This is a genomic window from Stenotrophomonas sp. RG-453 (assembly GCF_033843685.1).
GTDB classification, from domain to species: Bacteria; Pseudomonadota; Gammaproteobacteria; order Xanthomonadales; family Xanthomonadaceae; genus Stenotrophomonas; species Stenotrophomonas bentonitica_A.
This window is the reverse complement of record NZ_JAMYED010000003.1, coordinates 307,996-324,573: the sequence shown is the minus strand read 5'-3', so window position 1 is coordinate 324,573 and position 16,578 is coordinate 307,996. Positions and strand designations below refer to the sequence as shown.

Sequence of the window (16,578 nt, the reverse complement as noted above, 5' to 3'; positions counted from 1 at the left end):
TCTCATAGCCGGTAGCCAATGAGCCTGCATCCCAAACTCCATGCCATCACCGAGCGCATCGTCCAGCGCAGCGTCGCCTCGCGCGCCGCCTACCTGGCCGGTGTCGACGCGGCGCTGCGCGACGGTCCGTTCCGTTCGCGCCTGAGCTGCGGCAACCTCGCCCACGGGTTCGCCGCGTGCGGCCCGACCGACAAGTCGCGCCTGCGCGGCGGCGTGACGCCCAACCTGGGCATCATCACCGCGTACAACGACATGCTCTCGGCGCACCAGCCGTTCGAGCACTACCCGGAGATCCTGCGCGAAACCGCGCGCGAACTCGGCGCGACCGCACAGGTGGCCGGTGGCGTGCCGGCGATGTGCGACGGTGTCACCCAGGGCCGTGGCGGCATGGAGCTGTCGCTGTTCTCGCGCGATGTGATCGCCCAGTCCACCGCGATCGGCCTGAGCCATGACATGTTCGACGCCAGCGTCTACCTCGGCGTCTGCGACAAGATCGTGCCCGGCCTGCTGATCGGTGCGCTGGCCTTCGGCCACCTGCCGGCGATCTTCCTGCCGGCCGGCCCGATGACCCCGGGCATCCCGAACAAGCAGAAGGCCGAAGTGCGTGAGCGCTATGCGGCCGGCCAGGCGACCCGCGAGGAACTGCTGGAGGCCGAGGCCGCCTCGTACCACGGCGCCGGTACCTGCACCTTCTACGGCACCGCCAACTCCAACCAGACCCTGCTCGAAGCGATGGGCGTGCAGTTGCCGGGCGCCTCGTTCGTCAACCCCGATACGCCGCTGCGCGATGCGCTGACCCGCCAGGCAGCGGTGCGTGCGCTGGAAATCAGCGCACTGGGCGATGACTTCCGTCCGCTCGGCCGGCTGATCGACGAGCGCGCGATCGTCAATGCGGTGGTCACGCTGATGGCCACCGGCGGCTCGACCAACCACACCATCCACTGGATCGCGGTGGCGCGTGCGGCCGGCATCGTGCTGACCTGGGACGACATGGACCAGCTCTCGCAGCTGATCCCGCTGCTGGCCCGCGTCTATCCGAACGGCGAAGCCGACGTGAACCGCTTCGCCGCCGCCGGTGGCACCGCGTTCGTGTTCCGCGAGTTGATGGAGGCCGGGCTGATGCACGCCGACCTGCAGACCGTGGCCGAAGGCGGCATGCACCAGTACGGCCAGGAACCGGCGCTGCGCGACGGCAAGCTGACCTACATCGATGGCGTGCGCGAGAGCGCCGATCCGGACGTGGTGCGTGGCGTGGCCGATCCGTTCGAAGCCCAGGGCGGCCTGCGCCTGCTGCGCGGCAACCTTGGCCGTTCGCTGATCAAGCTGTCAGCGGTGAAGCCGCAGTTCCGCACGATCGAAGCGCCGGCCGTGGTGGTCGATGCACCGCAGGTGCTGAACAAGCTGCACGCCGCCGGTGTGCTGCCGCACGATTTCGTGGCGGTGGTGCGTTACCAGGGCCCGCGCGCCAACGGCATGCCGGAGCTGCATTCGCTGGCGCCGCTGCTGGGCCTGCTGCAGAACCAGGGCCGCCGCGTGGCGCTGGTCACCGATGGTCGCCTGTCCGGTGCCTCGGGCAAGTTCCCGGCCGCGATCCACATGACGCCGGAAGCCTCGCGCGGCGGTCCGCTGGCGCGGGTGCGCGAGGGCGACATCATCCGTCTGGATGGTGAGGCCGGCACGCTGGAGCTGCTGGTGGATGCGGCGGAGTTCGCCGCACGCGAGCCGGCGCCGAATACTGCGCCGGCCGGGCACGATCTGGGCCGCAATCTGTTCGCGATGAGCCGCCGTCTGGTAGGCCCGGCCGACCAGGGCGCGATGTCGATTTCGTGTGGGCCGGCCGCCGATGACGGCAGCATCTGGAACTACGATGCGGAATACGAGCTTGGGCATGATGCGGCGGCGGCGGATGCGCCGCATGAGGCGAAGGACGCCTGAGCTGACGCAGCGGTAAGGTGTCCTGGTTGAGGCAGCGGACGGCCCCAACCAGGACGCGCCGTGAACCCATCCATGGGGGCTCGTAAAGCGGCGTCCATGCCGCTTAACGGTCCTGGTTGGGGCCATCCGCTGCCTCCGGACACATTTCGGCGCGTTGTGGCGTCGCACTTATTGGAAGAAGGATTGGAAACGCATGAGCATCGCCGAACATCAGAAACGCGCTGAAACCCTGTTGAAGGCTGCCGGCATTCTGCCGGTGGTGACCGTGCATACGCTGGACCAGGCCCGTGCGGTCAGTGCGGCGTTGCTGGAGGGCGGGCTGCCGGCGATCGAGCTGACGCTGCGTACGCCGGTGGCGATGGAAGCGCTCGCCATGCTCAAGCGCGAGCTGCCGGATGTGGTGGTGGGTGCGGGCACGGTGTTGACCGTGGAGCAGATGCAGCAGTCCATCGATGCGGGCGCCGATTTCCTGGTCACGCCGGGTACGCCGGCGCACATGGCCGATGCGCTGGCGCAGGCGCCGCTGCCGGTGGTGCCGGGTGCGGCGTCGCCGACGGAGATGCTGGCGCTGTATGCGCGCGGCTTCCGGGTGTGCAAACTGTTCCCGGCCTCGGCCGTGGGCGGGCTCGCAATGATCAAGGGCCTGGCCGGTCCGATTCCGGATCTGAAGCTGTGCCCGACCGGCGGCATCACCGAAGACACCGCCGCCGAATACCTGGAGCAGAAAAACGTGGTCTGCATCGGTGGTTCGTGGATGGTGCCGGGGGGTTGGATCGAGCGTGGCGAGTGGGACAAGGTGCGCGAAAGCGCGGCCCAGGCCGCGAAGATCGTGGCGCGGGTCCGCGCGCACTGAACGAAAACGCCCGGGCATGCCCGGGCGTTTTTTTACGTGCATCCCACGCGTGGATTACATCGGGCGCGCCGGATCCACCAGGCCGTACTGGCTGGCCATGCGCGCGAGCGCGATGTTGTCGTTGATGCCCATTTTCTCGAACAGGCGCGCCTTGTGCGTGTTGACGGTCTTCGCGCTCAGGCTCAGGCGTTTGGCGATGTCTTCCTGGCGCAGGCCCTGGGTCAACAGCAGCGCCACTTCCAGCTCGCGCGGGGACAGGGTGTCGAACGGCGAGTGGTTGCCTTCCACGTTCGACAACGCGAGGTTCTGCGCGATGCTGTTGCCGAGATAACGACGGCCGAGCGCTGCATCGCGCACGGCACGCAGCAGTTCCTGGGCATCGCAGGCCTTGCCGATGTAGCCGGAGGCACCGGCTTCGAGCAGGCGCTTGGGCATCGGCCCATCTTCAAGGACGGAGACGATCACCACGCGGGTACCGTGGTCGCCACGGACCACGCGCTCGGTCACTTCCATGCCGCTGACGCCAGGCAGGTGCAGATCGCACAGCACGACGTCGGGCCGCAGTCGGCGGATATCCGGCAATGCATCTTCGCCACTCTCCGCCTCACCGACCACCTCGATGTCGGTCTCGTTGGAGAGGATCATCTTCATGCCCGTGCGCACCAGAGCATGATCGTCCACCAGATACACTCGAATCGTCATCCGCCAACCTCGTCAAACACTGTGAACGGGGGCAAGCCTAGCCGCGGGATGTGTCGATCACAAGGAACCAGGCTCCCCATCATCGCGTTCTGCTCCACGCATCACAGACGTGCTGTCTGCCCCTCCCCCCTGTGCCTCTCATCCTCTTCCGTTCCAGTGGAACAGCCTATGGATGCCGCCCGTTTTCATGCCGCTTTCGGCTAGTTTACCGCCGTATTCGTCTCAGCGGCATGCCGCCACGGATGGCGACGGCGGAACATGACCAGGAAGCACCCTACCACCCAGACCAGGGCGGCACACCAGCCGGCCAGGATGTCGGAGGGGTAATGGACCCCGAGGTAGACCCGGGACAGGCTGACCAGCACCGCAAAGGTCACCGCGGAGAAGGCGACCGGCCAGCGCCAGCGGGTGTTCCAGGCCAACAGCACCAGGGTGACGGCCAGGGTCATCGAGCCCATGGCATGGCCGCTGGGGAAGCTGAAGGTGCTTTCCGGGGCGATGGATTCCCACAGGCTGGGCCGGTCGCGCTGGAAGAAGCGCTTGCTGCCCAGGTTGAGCAGCGCCGAGCCGGCAAAGCAGATCGCCACGAAACTGGCCTCGCGCCAGCGTTTGCGCCAGGCCAGCAGGACCACGATCAGCACATCGGCCGGGATCAGGAACCACTCGTAGCCCAGTTTGGAGAGCAGCACGAAGAACTGGTCCAGCCCCGGCGAATGCAGGCCATGCATCTTCCACAGCAGCGGCGCATCGAAATAGATCGATTCCAGCTCATGGACTTCATCGGCCAGGGCGACGAACCCGGCCAGGGGCAGCAGCACGCCCACGAACAGCAGCACGAAGCGCCAGGCGTTGCGGCCCATCCAGTGGCGGAAACCGGCCGCCGCCTCCGGGGCAGCCAGCACCGCCGGCTTATCCGAGCGTTCGGACATAGGTGCGTTCGACGTAATCGTCGATCAGCGCCACGAAGTCCTGGGCGATGTTCTCGCCGCGCAAGGTGACCGTCTTTTCACCGTCCACGAAGACCGGCGCCGCCGGCGTCTCGCCGGTCCCCGGCAGGGAGATGCCGATGTTGGCGTGGCGCGACTCGCCCGGTCCGTTGACGATGCAGCCCATGACCGCCAGGGTCATGCTTTCGGCGCCGGGGTGGTTCACCTTCCAGAGCGGCATTTTCTCGCGCACATGGTTCTGCACGACCTTGGCCAGCTCCTGGAAGAACTCCGAGGTGGTCCGGCCGCAGCCGGGGCAGGCCGTGACCAGCGGCGTGAAGGCCCGCTGCCCGGTGGTCTGCAGCAGTTCCTGGGCGACGATCACCTCGGCGGTGCGCGACTGGCCCGGTTCGGGGGTCAGCGAAATGCGGATGGTGTCGCCGATGCCTTCCTGCAGCAGCACCGCCAGCGCCGCCGACGAGGCGACGATGCCCTTGCTGCCGATGCCGGCTTCGGTCAGGCCCAGGTGCAGCGCGAAATCCGAGCGCTGGGCCAGGTCGCGGTACACCGCGATCAGCTCCTGCACCCCACTGACCTTGGCCGACAGCACAATGCGGTCGCGCGGCAGGCCCAGTTCCACGGCGGTCTCGGCCGAATCCAGCGCCGAGCGGATCAGCGCCTCACGCAGCACGCGCCCGGCATCCCAGGGCTGCGCGCGCTGGCTGTTCTCGTCCATCAGGCGCGCCGCCAGCGACTGGTCCAGCGAGCCCCAGTTGGCGCCGATGCGGACCGGCTTGTTGTAGCGGATCGCAAATTCGATCAGCTGCGCGAACTGGGTGTCTTTCTTCTTGCCGAAGCCGACGTTGCCCGGATTGATCCGGTACTTGGCCAGGGCTTCGGCGCAGGCCGGCTCCTGGGTCAGCAACTGGTGGCCGTTGTAATGGAAGTCGCCGATCAGGGGGACATCGATCCCCATCATCTGCAGCTTTTCCACGATCCGCGGGATGGCCGCAGCCGACTCGGGATTGTTGACGGTCAGCCGCACCATCTCCGAGCCTGCGCGCCACAGTTCGGCCACCTGCTTCACGCTGGCGGCGACATCGGCGGTGTCGGTGTTGGTCATCGACTGCACCACCACGGGATGGCCGCCACCCACGACCACGCCGCCGATACGGACGGGCTGGGTCTGGCGGCGGGCCCACACGGCGGAGTCGGCGGGTTGGGTCGGTCGGGTCACGGCGTCATGCATCGGCGTATTTTAGCGCGCCCAGCGCGCACGTAGGTGTCTGTCGTTGCTCGGCGCTCATGTTCAGCGCCCGCCGCACGGCGCCCCGCCCCGATGCGGCCGATTGTCGCAGGCAGGCGCTGTCGGGAGCGCATAGGATGTGCGGTGATGACCGGTACCGACGCCCCCTTTCTCCGCACCCTGTGCAGCCTGCGCTGGCTGGCCGTGGCCGGCCAGGCCGCCACGATCCTGGTCGCCACCTGGGTGCTGGGCCTGGAACTGCCGCAGCTGCCGCTGTGGGCCGGCGTCGCCGCGCTGACCCTGTTCAACCTGTACGCGCAGCTGCGTGTGCAAGGCCCCGATACCGCGCCGGTCACCGCCTTCGGCCACATCCTGGTGGATGTCACCGTGCTGACCTGGATGGTCGGCTGGAGTGGCGGCATCGCCAACCCCTTCGGCTCGCTGTTCCTGATCCTGATCGCCCTGGCTGCGCTCGCCCTGCCCCTGCGCTGGACCCTGGCCGTGGCGGCGGCCTGCCTGATCGGCTACGCGGTCAGCGGCGTGTTCGGCCTGCCACTGCCCAGCGGCTACTTCACCGGTGCGCAGATGCAGCAGTGGGGCGTGGTCTGCAACTTCCTGCTGTCGGCAACGGTGGTGCTGGTGTTCGCCACCCGGCTGGCGATCGCCCTGCGCCAGCGCGAGCACGAACTGGCCCTGCTGCGCGAGCGCTTCGTCCGCAACGAAGGCATCGTCGCCCTGGCCACCCACGCCGCCTCGGTGGCGCATGAACTCAATACCCCGCTGGCGACCATGACCCTGCTGGCCGACGACATCGCCGACCAGACCGAAAGCAGCGAGGTCCGTGATGACGTGGAAACCCTGCGCGAGCTGCTGGTGCAGTGCCGCGAGCGCGTGCTGGCACTGGCCCGCCCCGCCGCAGGCGATGCCCCCGACCGCGATGCGGTGACCTTGCCGCAGGTGCTGGAACAGTGGCGGCTGGTGCGGCCGACCATCGCACTGCATCGCAATGAAGATGCCCCGCTGACCCTGCCGCTGGACCCGGGTATCGGGCACCTGCTGATGGTGCTGCTCAACAATGCCGCCGACGCCGGCGAGAAAGCCGACCGCCCGCAGGTGGACCTGTCGCTGCGCATCGAAGGCGATGACCTGATCGGCGAAGTGCGCGACTACGGCCACGGGTTCGATGCCCGCCAGGCCGTGTTGCCCGGCACCTTGTTCAACAGCGGCAAGACCGACGGCATGGGTGTCGGCCTGGCGCTGTCCCACGCCACCATCGAACGCCTGGACGGCGAGCTGTGGATGCGCCCGGCCAGTGGTGCCGGCACCCGCGTCGGCTTCCGCCTGCCCTTGTCCCCACGGGAGACTTCCGCATGACCGCCTTCACCCCCGCGCCCGGTCAGGCCAGCCACGGCCTGCTGGTCGACGACGACGAACTGTATCTGCGCACGCTGCAGCGCAGCCTGGCCCGCAAGGGGCTGGAAACCGTCACCGCCAGCGACACCGCCTCGGCGCTGCTGCTGGCCCGCCAGCAGCCGCCCGCCTACGCGTTGATCGATCTCAAGCTCGGCACCGAGTCCGGCCTGGCCTTGATCCAGCCGCTGCGCGCCCTGCGCGAAGACATGCGGATCCTGCTGGTGACCGGCTATGCCAGCATCGCGACCGCGGTGGAAGCGATCAAACTCGGCGCCGACGATTACCTGCCCAAACCGGCCACGGTGCCGATGATCCTGCGCGCACTCGGCGAGGAAGACGACGGCCCGGCCGATGATGGCGACATGGAACCGCCCGATGCGATGACGCCGATCAGCCGGCTGCAGTGGGAGCACATCCAGCAGGCGATGCATGAGACCGGCGGCAACGTCTCCGCCGCCGCGCGCCTGCTCGGCATGCACCGGCGCTCGCTGCAGCGCAAGCTGGCCAAGCGGCCCAGCCCGGAGCGCGATCCGAGCCGGTGACCGGCCCGTTGCAGCACCGCGCATGAAGACGAAAACGGCGACCGCGAGGCCGCCGTTTTCGTTGGCCGCATGCGGGCAGCGCGGTTACCAGAACACCGTGTACAGCGCGATCAGGATCGCGATCACCGCCGCGCCACCGATGTTGAAACTCATCGGCGTGCCATAGCGCACGTCATCGGTACGGATCAGGTCCTGCCCGGTGCGCGCCGGCTTCCACAGCGACGTCACCACGGCCAGCACCAGCGCCAGCAGGAACACCAGGCCGACGCGGTCGATGAACGGCAGCGCCGGCCACACCAGTTTCAGCACGATCGACAAGGCGAACGAGCCGATGGCCGCGGCCAGTGCGCCGGCTTCGCTGGCCTTCTTCCAGAACAGGCCGAGCAGGAAGATCACGGTGATGCCCGGGGTGAAGAAGCCGGTGAATTCCTGGATGTACTGGAAGCCCTGGTCGAAGCTGCCCAGCAGCGGCCGTGCCGTGGCGATCGCCACCAGCACCGACACCGTTGCTGCGATGCGACCCACGCGCACCAGCGTGGCCTGGCTGCTCTGCGGGCGTGCCTTCGCGTAGAAATCCAGGGTGAAGATGGTTGCGACCGAGTTGATCTTGGACGCCAGCGACGCCACGATCGCCGCCACCAGCGCCGCGAAGACCAGGCCGAGGATGCCACTGGGCAGCAGGCTCATCATCGCCGGGTAGGCCCGGTCCGGCTTGCCCAGATCCGGTGCCAGCACCACCGCCGCGATCCCCGGCACCACGACCACCAACGGCACCAGCAGCTTCAGGAAGGCCGCGAACAGCACGCCCTTCTGCGCCTCGCCGATGTCCTTGGCCGCCAGCGCGCGCTGGATGATGTACTGGTTGAAGCCCCAGTAACTCAGGTTCATGATCCACAGCCCGCCGATCAACACGCTCAACCCCGGCAGGTCTTTGTAGAACGGGTTGTCCGGGTGCAGGATCATCTGGAAGTGTTCCGGGTGCTGGTCCCACAGCTTCTGGAAACCACCGGGGATGCCGGCGTCGCCGCCCACCGCGTTGAGCGTCAGCGCGGTCACCAGCAGGCCACCGAGGATCAGCAGCGAAACCTGCACGATATCGGTCAGCGCCACCGCCTTGAGGCCGCCATACAACTGGTAGAGCAGCGCGAACACGCCGATCAGCACCAGCGCCAGCATCTGGTCCATGCCGGTGACCTCGGTCACCGCGATCGAGCCCAGCCACAGGATCGAGGTCAGGTTGACGAAAACGTACAGGCCCAGCCAGAACACCGCCATCAGCGTACGGATCCTGTTGCCGTACCGCTGCTGCAGGAACTGCGGCATCGTGTAGATGCCGTTGCGCAGGAAGATCGGCAGGAAGTACTTGCCCACGATCAGCAGGGTAAGCGCAGCCATCCATTCGTAGGAGGCGATGGCCAGGCCGATCGCGTAGCCGGAGCCGGACATGCCGATGATCTGTTCGGCCGAAATGTTGGCGGCAATCAGCGACGCGCCGATCGCCCACCACGGCAGCGAGCGCCCGGCCAGGAAATAGTCTTCGGCACTCTTGCTGTGCCCGGCCTTCTCACGCGAGACCCATTGCGCCAGCACGAAGATGCCGGCCAGGTAGACCAGTACGATTGCCACATCGAGTGTTGCCAATCCCACGTCATGCTCCTTGTGCAGCGTTGCACCGGCCCGCGTGCCGGCAAGTGCGGCGCGCAGCGGCGATCAGCCCCTGCCGAGCGGCAGGGGCCCTGTGGCTCACCGGGTCGGACAGGCGACCACGGTCTGGGCATCATTGCCGGTGCCCAGCGCGATGCGCGATACCGACAGGTCCAGCGCGTTTGAAGACTCCAGCACCGGCAGGCGCTCGATCTTCGACAGGTCAGCGCCGGCCGCGGCGAAACACTTCAACGGCACGCCGATCGTCTGCCATTCGTCTTCGCCGATCGCGCCCAACGTCGCCGCCAGATCCAGCCGACCCTCGCACCCCTGGCCGCAACCGATCGCCAGCCCCACCGGCCCGCTGACCGCGCCGCTGCGGCGTACGGTCAGCAGCAACTGCACATCGCCATTGCTCTCGCGGGTGAGATCCAGCGGTCGCGTCGACAGCAGCGCCATGTCCGCCTTGCCACTCCCCGACCACTGCAGGCGGCGCGCGTCTTCCTGCGCCTTGTGATCGACGGCCGTCACTTTCAGGCTGGCATCGCTGAGCACGGCCGGGAAGGTCAGGGCCGGCAGCTCGGACTGTTTGACCCCGCTCAAGCGCATCGCCAGGCCCGCGGCCGGCTTGCCCTTGTTGAAATACACGCCGGCATCGCCCTGCTCACCGGTGATGCCCGAGGCTTCCGGCAGTGCGGCGAGGTTGCCGTTGTCGGCATAGCGCAGGCCGAAGCCGAACGCGAACTGCGGGTCGTAGTCCTTCTGGCCGACATTGTTCTGGTACTGCACGGCGGTACGCGGCCAGGAGAAGCTGAGCGTGCCCTTGAAGTCGTGCTGCACGCTGCCGTCGGGCTTGCGCAGCAGCACGTCGGCGATGCCGGCCCCTTCCGAGCCCGGCAGCCAGGCGGCAACGAAGGCGTCGGATGCGTTGATTTCGCGGTTCACCCACAGCGGACGGCCACTGAGGAACACCGTGACCACCTTGATGCCCTCGCTCCTGAGCCGCTTGATCAGCTGCAGGTCGCTGTCATCGCCCGGCTTGTAGGCCAGTGTGGCGATATCGCCCTGGAACTCGGCATACGGGTTCTCGCCCACCACCACCACCGCGACATCCGGTTTGGTGCGGTACCTGCCGTCGATCGCCAGCTCGGCGCTGCCACCGGCGGCGGTGACCTGCTGCTTCAGCCCATCCCAGATGCTGTCCGCGTTCGGGTAGTCCGCACGCTTGGTCCCGGTGCCCTGCCAATTGAGTGTCCAGCCACCGGACTGCTTGCCCAGGTCGTCTGCGCCATCCCCGGCGACCAGCACGCGCTGTTTCGGCGCCAGCGGCAGGACGCCGTCCTGGTTCTTCAGCAGCACCAGTGATTCGCGTACCGCCTGGCGCGCGATCGCGCGGTGTTCCGGCGCGCCGAGCAGCTCGAACTTGCCGCCGAGTGGACGCGTGGAGGGCTTGCCGGCCTCGAACAGGCCCAGCCGCAGCTTGACCCGCAGGATGCGACGCACGGCCTCGTCCAGCCGTTCCATGCTGATCACGCCGGCTTTCACCGCCGCGACATTGCTCTCATAGATCCCCTTCCAGCTGTCGGGCGCCATGAGCATGTCCACGCCGGCATTGAACGAGGCCGGGCAGTTGTCATTGGTGCACCCGGCGACCTTGCCATGGCCGTTCCAGTCACCGACCACGAAGCCGCCAAAGTGCATGCGGCCCTTCAGCACGTCCGTCAGCATCGGCTTGTGGCCGTGCATGGCGACGCCGTTGAAGCTGTTGAACGAGGCCATCACCGTCTGCGCGCCGGCCTGGATGGCGGGTGGGTAACCGGCCGCATGCACGTCGCGCATCACCGCTTCGCTGACCTGGGTATCGCCCTGGTCCTTGCCGTTCGTGGTGCCACCATCGCCGGCGTAGTGCTTGACCGAGGCGATCACGTGGTGCCCGTCCAGGAAGCCCGGCTGGCCGGGGACGCCCTGCAGACCTTCGACCACCTTGCCAGAGAAGCTGGCCACCAGCGCCGGCGACTCGGAATAGCCTTCGTAGGTGCGGCCCCAGCGGTCGTCCTGCGGCACCGCCACGGTGGGGGCGAAGGTCCACTCCATGCCGGTGGTGCGTGTTTCCACGGCGGTGACCTGGCCGATCTGGCGCATCAGGTCCGGGTTGCGGGTCGCGCCCAGGCCGATGTTGTGCGGAAACAGCGTGGCGCCGACGATATTGCTCTGCCCGTGTACCGCATCGATGCCGAAGATGATCGGGATGCCGGGACCGCCGCTGGCCGGATCCAGCGAGGCCTCGTAGTAGGCATCGGCAAGCGCCAGCCATGCCGACGGCGGCGCGTCGTACTTGCCGCCGGGATCGGAGTTGCCGCCGGCCAGCACCGAGCCGATGTGGTACCGGCGTACGTCGTCGGGGGTCATGCTGGCGATATCGCCCTGCACGGTCTGCCCGACCTTCTGCTCCACACTCATGCCGGCCATCAATGCATCGATGCGCTTCTCCAGCGCCGGGTCCTCGGCCAGCGGCCACGCCAGCTCGGGCCAGTTCTGCGGGTGGATGGCGTCGGCCGCGGTGGCGGCCGCGGGCGACGGCGTGGTCGCGGCAGGCCGGTCACCGCCGCAAGCGGCCAGCAGCAACATCGTGGCCGACGTGGCCAGCGCGAGAGCGTGGCGGATCGACCGCCGGTTGGAGCGAAGCGAAAGCAACGGCATGTACCCTCCCAGGTATCGCACAAGCAGCAGACGGATGGCGCGACTCCCCGCGCCATGACGACGTACCTTTGGTGTTGCGCGCGATGCTGTCAATCCGGCGCGTGGCTATGCCATCGACCGGCGCTGATATGGGATTGTGCTATAGCCAAACCGACGCCCCACCCTGCAATTCCGGCGGCTCACGGCATACCTCTCCGCCCTGTCAGGGTTTTCCGTGTTGCGCTGCAGTATCCCGGTCGGTGCGCACTGCGCAGATCCGGACGCGCAGCAGCAGGCCCCAGAACGCAGAACCGCCGGGCAGGCCGGCGGTTCGTGGTCATGCGGTGGGGCCGATGCTCAGCCCTTGAGCCGGCCCAGCAGTTCCAGCGTCACCGGATCGGTGATCGCATGCGCTTCCCCCTGCAACGCCGGCAGCAACTGGCTGGCCAGCTGCTTGCCCAGCTCCACGCCGAACTGGTCGAACGCGTTGATGTTCCAGATCAGCGACTGCACGTACACGGCATGTTCGTACATGGCGATCAGCGCACCGAGCGACTGCGGGGTCAGTGCATCGAGCAGGATCAGGGTGTTCGGGCGGCCGCCGGGATACTCGCGGTGCGGATCTTCGCTGCCCTGGCCATTGGCCAGCGCCTCGGTCTGCGCCAGCAGGTTGGCCATCAGCGCCTGGTGGTTGACCACGTAGGGATCATCGTTGCGCACGCAGCCGATGAAATCGGCCGGGATCACGCTCGTGCCCTGGTGCAGCGCCTGGAAGAAGCTGTGCTGCACATCGGTACCCGCCCCACCCCACCACACCGGCACGGTGTCGCTGGCGACCGGGCTGCCATCGAGCTGCACGCGCTTGCCCAGGCTCTCCATCACCAGCTGCTGCAGGTAGGCCGGCAGCAGCGCCAGGCGCTGGTCGTAGGTCATCACCGCATGCGTGGCGTGGCCAAGCAGGTTGCGGTTCCAGATATCGGTCAGCGCATGCAGCACCGGCAGGTTCTGCGGCAGCGGCGCGGTCAGCGCGTGTTCGTCCATCTGCGCAGCGCCCTCGAGCAACTGCTCGAAGCGGCTGAAGCCGATCGCCAGCGCGATCGGGAAGCCAACCGCCGACCACAGCGAATAGCGCCCGCCGACCCAGTCCCACATCGGCAGGACGCGGCCGGCGGCGATTGAGAAGGCCTTGGCCGCCCGTTCGGGGTTGGCGCTGACCGCATACAGGCGCTCGCTGCCACCCAGCCAGTCGAGCAGGATCTGCCCGTTGAGCAGGGTTTCCTGGGTGCCGAAGGTCTTGGAGATCAGGATGCCGGCCGTGGTGGCCGGGTCCAGCGTGGCGAGCGTGCGCTGCATCGCGGCGCCATCGACGTTGGAAACGAAATGCACACGGAAACGCGCGCCGGTGACCGGGCGCAGTGCATCGGCCACCAGCCGCGGGCCGAGGTCCGACCCGCCGATGCCGACGCTGACGATATCGGTGATGTCGGTCGCTTCCAGTGCGGCGATCAGCTCGCCCATCTGCTGGCGCACCCGGGCGGCGGTGGCAAACGCCTCACCGGCCACGGGCGCACCGCTGGCATCGCCGCGCAACGCGGTGTGCAGCGCGGCACGGCCCTCGGTCACGTTGACCGTTTCACCGCGGAACAGGCGCTGGAACCCGCCGGCGACATCGCGCTCTGCAGCCAGCTGCAGCAGTGCGTCCAAGGCCGCGCGGTCGTACTTCTGCCGCGCGAAATTGACATACAACGGACCGACCCGCACGCCCAGCGATTGTGCGCGGCCCGGTTCGGCGGCGATCAACGAAGGGATGCTCGCGCCGCGCAGGCGCTGGGCATGGGAATGAAGCGGGTCGAATCCGTTGTGTTGTGTCATGCGGCCTGTGTCGGGATCGTGTCGTTGGTGTGGGAGATCTGGTTCTTGCCGTCCACATATACCAACTTCGGCTTGAAGCTGTCAGCTTCTTCTTCGCTCATGCTGGCGAAGGCGGCGATGATGATGATGTCGCCCACCTGCACGTGGCGCGCGGCGCCGCCGTTGAGCGACACCACGCCGCTGCCGGCTTCGGCGCGGATGGCATAGGTGGAGAAACGCGCACCGTTGGTCACGTCCCAGATGTGCACCTGCTCGAACTCACGGATGCCGGTCGCGGCCAGCAGGTTGTCATCGATGGCGATGGACCCTTCGTAGTTCAGCTCGGAGTGAGTGACGGTGGCGCGGTGGATCTTGGTCTTCAGCAGGGACAGGTGCATGGCAACGGGACAACGGTAAAGGAAAGGGAAATTCTAGCACCCGGGGGGCGGGCGGCAGGGCGCGCGGCGCCGGTCGCGGGAGGGGGCTGCCCACCGTTCAGCATCTTCAGGCCGCCCCGCCGCCCCGGTAGAGCCACCCCATGGGTGGCTGCACGTCCGGCATCGCCCAGCAGCCACCCATGGGGTGGCCCTACCCGGCGGGGCGCAGCCCTCAGAACTCCAGGTTGTCGATCAACCGGGTGTTGCCGATCCGGGCGGCGATCAAGGCCACGCGGGTGCCGTCGTTGGCATCGGCCGGCTCGGACAGGTCCGGCAGGCGGACCACCGCGTAGTCGACCTGGAAACCGGCCGCCTGCAGGGCAGCCGCCGCCTCGGCTTCGATCAGGCTGCGGCTCTTGCCGGCGATGAAGCCCTCGCGCATCCCCAGCAGCACCTGGTGGATGGTGGTGGAGACCGGGCGCTGCTCGGCGTTGAGGTACTGATTGCGCGAGCTCATCGCCAGGCCGTCGTCTTCGCGCACGATGTCGCCGCCGACGATCTGGATCGGGAAGGCCAGGTCTTCCACCATCTGGCGGATCACCGCCAGCTGCTGGTAGTCCTTCTTGCCGAAGGCGGCGACGTCCGGCTGGACCTGGTTGAACAGGCGCGAGACCACGGTGCAGACGCCATCGAAATGGCCCGGGCGGTGCGCCCCTTCGAGCAGGCCGCTGATGCCCGGCACGTTGACGCTGGCCGCCAGCTCGACGCCGAACGGGTACATCGATTCAACGGTGGGCAACCACAGCACATCGCAGCCGGCCTGCTCCAGGCCGGTGGTATCGGCTTCGGGCGTACGCGGGTAGCGGGTGAAGTCCTCGTTCGGGCCGAACTGGGTCGGGTTGACGAAGACGCTGGAGACCACGCGGTCGGCGTACTGCCGCGCCAGCGTGACCAGCGAATAATGCCCTGCATGCAGGTTGCCCATGGTCGGGACCAGCGCGACGCGCAGGCCCTCGCGCTTCCAGCCGTTGACGACGGCGCGCAGACGGGACAGTTCGGTGACGGTTTCGATCATGAGGCGTAGGCGTGTTCTGCGTCGGGGAAGGAGCCGTCGCGCACGGCGTCGGCGTAGGCACGGACCGCACCGGCAACCGACCCGCCTTCGGCAAGGAAATCCTTGACGAACTTGGGACGGCGATGGCCGCTGTCCAGACCGAGGAAATCATGCAATACCAGTACCTGGCCATCGCACTGCGGGCCGGCGCCGATGCCGATGGTGGGCACGCTGACCTCGGCGGTGACCAGGCCGGCGACCGGCGTGGGCACGCATTCCAGGACGATCAGGCTGGCACCGGCGGCGACCACGGCCTTGGCATCATCGCGCAGCTGCTGGGCGGCGTCGCCACGGCCCTGCACGCGATAACCGCCCAGGCGCAGCACCGACTGCGGGGTCAGGCCCAGGTGCGAGCACACCGGAATCTCCCGCTCGACCAGGTAACGGATGATGTCCAGCTTGAAGCCGGCACCTTCGATCTTGACCATTTCCGCACCGGCCTGCAGCAGGCGCAGCGAGGCGTCCAGCGCGCGCTCGGGGGTGGCATCGGCGCCGAACGGCAGATCGGCCACCAGCAGCGCGCGCTCCAGCACGCGGGCCACGGCGCGGGTGTGGTAGACCATGTCGTCGGTGGTCACCGGCAAGGTCGAGTCGTGCCCCTGCACCACCATGCCCAGGGAGTCGCCGATCAGGATCAGGTCCACGCCATTGGCGTCGAAGCTGCGCGCGAAGCCGGCATCGTATGCGGTCAACATCACCAGCTTCTGCCCCGTGCGCTTGGCCTCCGCCAATGCGGGGACGGTCCAGGGCTTGCTGTCTGCGTGGGTACTCATGAGCTGATAACCGGTGGCGATAAGCCCCGCATTATCCTCCTATTGAAGCGATCCCGCAGGCCTCGACCCGCACCACAGCATCCCGCACGCGGCCGTGACCGGGAATGACGGCCTCCGGCGCGATCTCTGCCAGCGGCAGCAGTGCGAACGCGCGCGCGTGCAGATACGGGTGCGGCACCTGCAGCTGCGGCAGATCGATGACGTCTTCGCCATACAGCAGCACGTCCAGGTCCAACGCGCGAGGGCCCCAGTGCACCGCCGGGTCACGGACACGCCCGAAGCGGCGCTCGATCTCCAGCAAGGCCTCCAGCAGCGCCGGCGCAGGCAGGGTGGTGTCCAGCACGGCGGCGGCGTTGACGAACGCCGGCTGGTCTTCGTTACCCCAGGCCGGCGTGCTGTACAGCTGCGAGCGCGCCTGCAGCGTCGTCTGCGGCAGCGCCGCCAGCGCCTGGAACGCCTCGCGCAGGGTCTGCGCAGCGTCGCCGAGGTTGGCGCCCAGTCCGATACAGGCCAGGGTCACGGC

At 67.9% G+C, this 16,578-nt stretch carries 14 protein-coding genes; 4 read left to right on the top strand and 10 right to left on the bottom strand.

The window, feature by feature from the left end; all coding sequences use genetic code 11:
- Nucleotides 1-18: 18 nt before the first annotated feature.
- A complete protein-coding gene (gene edd, locus NJD74_RS07110; RefSeq protein WP_019183263.1) occupies nucleotides 19-1,935 on the top strand; it encodes a phosphogluconate dehydratase in 1,917 nt (638 codons plus the stop codon).
- Nucleotides 1,936-2,128: 193 nt separating this feature from the next.
- Complete coding sequence (locus NJD74_RS07105; protein ID WP_019183264.1) at nucleotides 2,129-2,788, top strand: bifunctional 4-hydroxy-2-oxoglutarate aldolase/2-dehydro-3-deoxy-phosphogluconate aldolase; 660 nt, start codon at nucleotides 2,129-2,131, stop codon at nucleotides 2,786-2,788.
- A 54-nt stretch (nucleotides 2,789-2,842) separates the two neighbouring features.
- Here the strand turns inward: NJD74_RS07105 and NJD74_RS07100 are convergent, their stop codons facing one another.
- The 3 genes from NJD74_RS07100 to ispG form a co-directional block, all read right to left on the bottom strand.
- Nucleotides 2,843-3,490, bottom strand: coding sequence for a response regulator (locus NJD74_RS07100; RefSeq protein WP_019183265.1), 648 nt, complete (start codon nucleotides 3,488-3,490; stop codon nucleotides 2,843-2,845).
- Between the two features lie 200 nt (nucleotides 3,491-3,690).
- Nucleotides 3,691-4,419: a phosphatase PAP2 family protein gene (locus NJD74_RS07095; RefSeq protein ID WP_070470587.1), complete on the bottom strand. Its 729-nt coding sequence runs from the start codon at nucleotides 4,417-4,419 to the stop codon at nucleotides 3,691-3,693.
- A complete protein-coding gene (ispG, locus tag NJD74_RS07090) occupies nucleotides 4,400-5,665 on the bottom strand; it encodes a flavodoxin-dependent (E)-4-hydroxy-3-methylbut-2-enyl-diphosphate synthase (protein ID WP_019183267.1) in 1,266 nt (421 codons plus the stop codon). Before ispG ends, NJD74_RS07095 begins: the two co-directional genes overlap by 20 nt.
- A 144-nt stretch (nucleotides 5,666-5,809) precedes the next feature.
- Here ispG and NJD74_RS07085 point away from each other — a divergent pair, with 144 nt between their 5' ends.
- Nucleotides 5,810-7,036, top strand: coding sequence for an ATP-binding protein (locus NJD74_RS07085; protein WP_102788318.1), 1,227 nt, complete (start codon nucleotides 5,810-5,812; stop codon nucleotides 7,034-7,036).
- Nucleotides 7,033-7,617 carry a response regulator transcription factor gene (locus NJD74_RS07080; RefSeq protein ID WP_019183269.1) on the top strand — a complete coding sequence of 195 codons (585 nt, stop codon included), beginning with the start codon at nucleotides 7,033-7,035 and terminating at the stop codon, nucleotides 7,615-7,617. The genes NJD74_RS07085 and NJD74_RS07080 overlap by 4 nt, the downstream gene beginning before the upstream one ends.
- An 84-nt stretch (nucleotides 7,618-7,701) precedes the next feature.
- Here the strand turns inward: NJD74_RS07080 and NJD74_RS07075 are convergent, their stop codons facing one another.
- The 7 genes from NJD74_RS07075 to folK all read right to left on the bottom strand — a co-directional run bounded on the left by NJD74_RS07075 (nucleotide 7,702) and on the right by folK (nucleotide 16,575).
- The gene (locus NJD74_RS07075; protein WP_102788317.1) at nucleotides 7,702-9,264 is read right to left on the bottom strand and encodes a sodium/sugar symporter; all 1,563 of its coding nucleotides are present in this window, start codon (nucleotides 9,262-9,264) and stop codon (nucleotides 7,702-7,704) included.
- Between the two features lie 96 nt (nucleotides 9,265-9,360).
- A complete protein-coding gene (locus NJD74_RS07070) occupies nucleotides 9,361-11,961 on the bottom strand; it encodes an exo 1,3/1,4-beta-D-glucan glucohydrolase (RefSeq protein ID WP_319623875.1) in 2,601 nt (866 codons plus the stop codon).
- A 336-nt stretch (nucleotides 11,962-12,297) separates the two neighbouring features.
- Entirely contained in the window at nucleotides 12,298-13,812 is a 1,515-nt protein-coding gene (pgi, locus tag NJD74_RS07065) for a glucose-6-phosphate isomerase (protein WP_319623874.1), read from the bottom strand.
- A complete protein-coding gene (panD, locus tag NJD74_RS07060) occupies nucleotides 13,809-14,189 on the bottom strand; it encodes an aspartate 1-decarboxylase (protein ID WP_019183273.1) in 381 nt (126 codons plus the stop codon). Before panD ends, pgi begins: the two co-directional genes overlap by 4 nt.
- A gap of 211 nt (nucleotides 14,190-14,400) precedes the next feature.
- A complete protein-coding gene (gene panC / locus NJD74_RS07055) occupies nucleotides 14,401-15,243 on the bottom strand; it encodes a pantoate--beta-alanine ligase (RefSeq protein ID WP_019183274.1) in 843 nt (280 codons plus the stop codon).
- Nucleotides 15,240-16,055 carry a 3-methyl-2-oxobutanoate hydroxymethyltransferase gene (panB, locus tag NJD74_RS07050; RefSeq protein WP_019183275.1) on the bottom strand — a complete coding sequence of 272 codons (816 nt, stop codon included), beginning with the start codon at nucleotides 16,053-16,055 and terminating at the stop codon, nucleotides 15,240-15,242. The genes panC and panB overlap by 4 nt, the downstream gene beginning before the upstream one ends.
- Nucleotides 16,056-16,086: 31 nt before the next feature.
- Nucleotides 16,087-16,575: a 2-amino-4-hydroxy-6-hydroxymethyldihydropteridine diphosphokinase gene (gene folK / locus NJD74_RS07045; protein ID WP_070470601.1), complete on the bottom strand. Its 489-nt coding sequence runs from the start codon at nucleotides 16,573-16,575 to the stop codon at nucleotides 16,087-16,089.
- Nucleotides 16,576-16,578 lie beyond the last annotated feature (3 nt).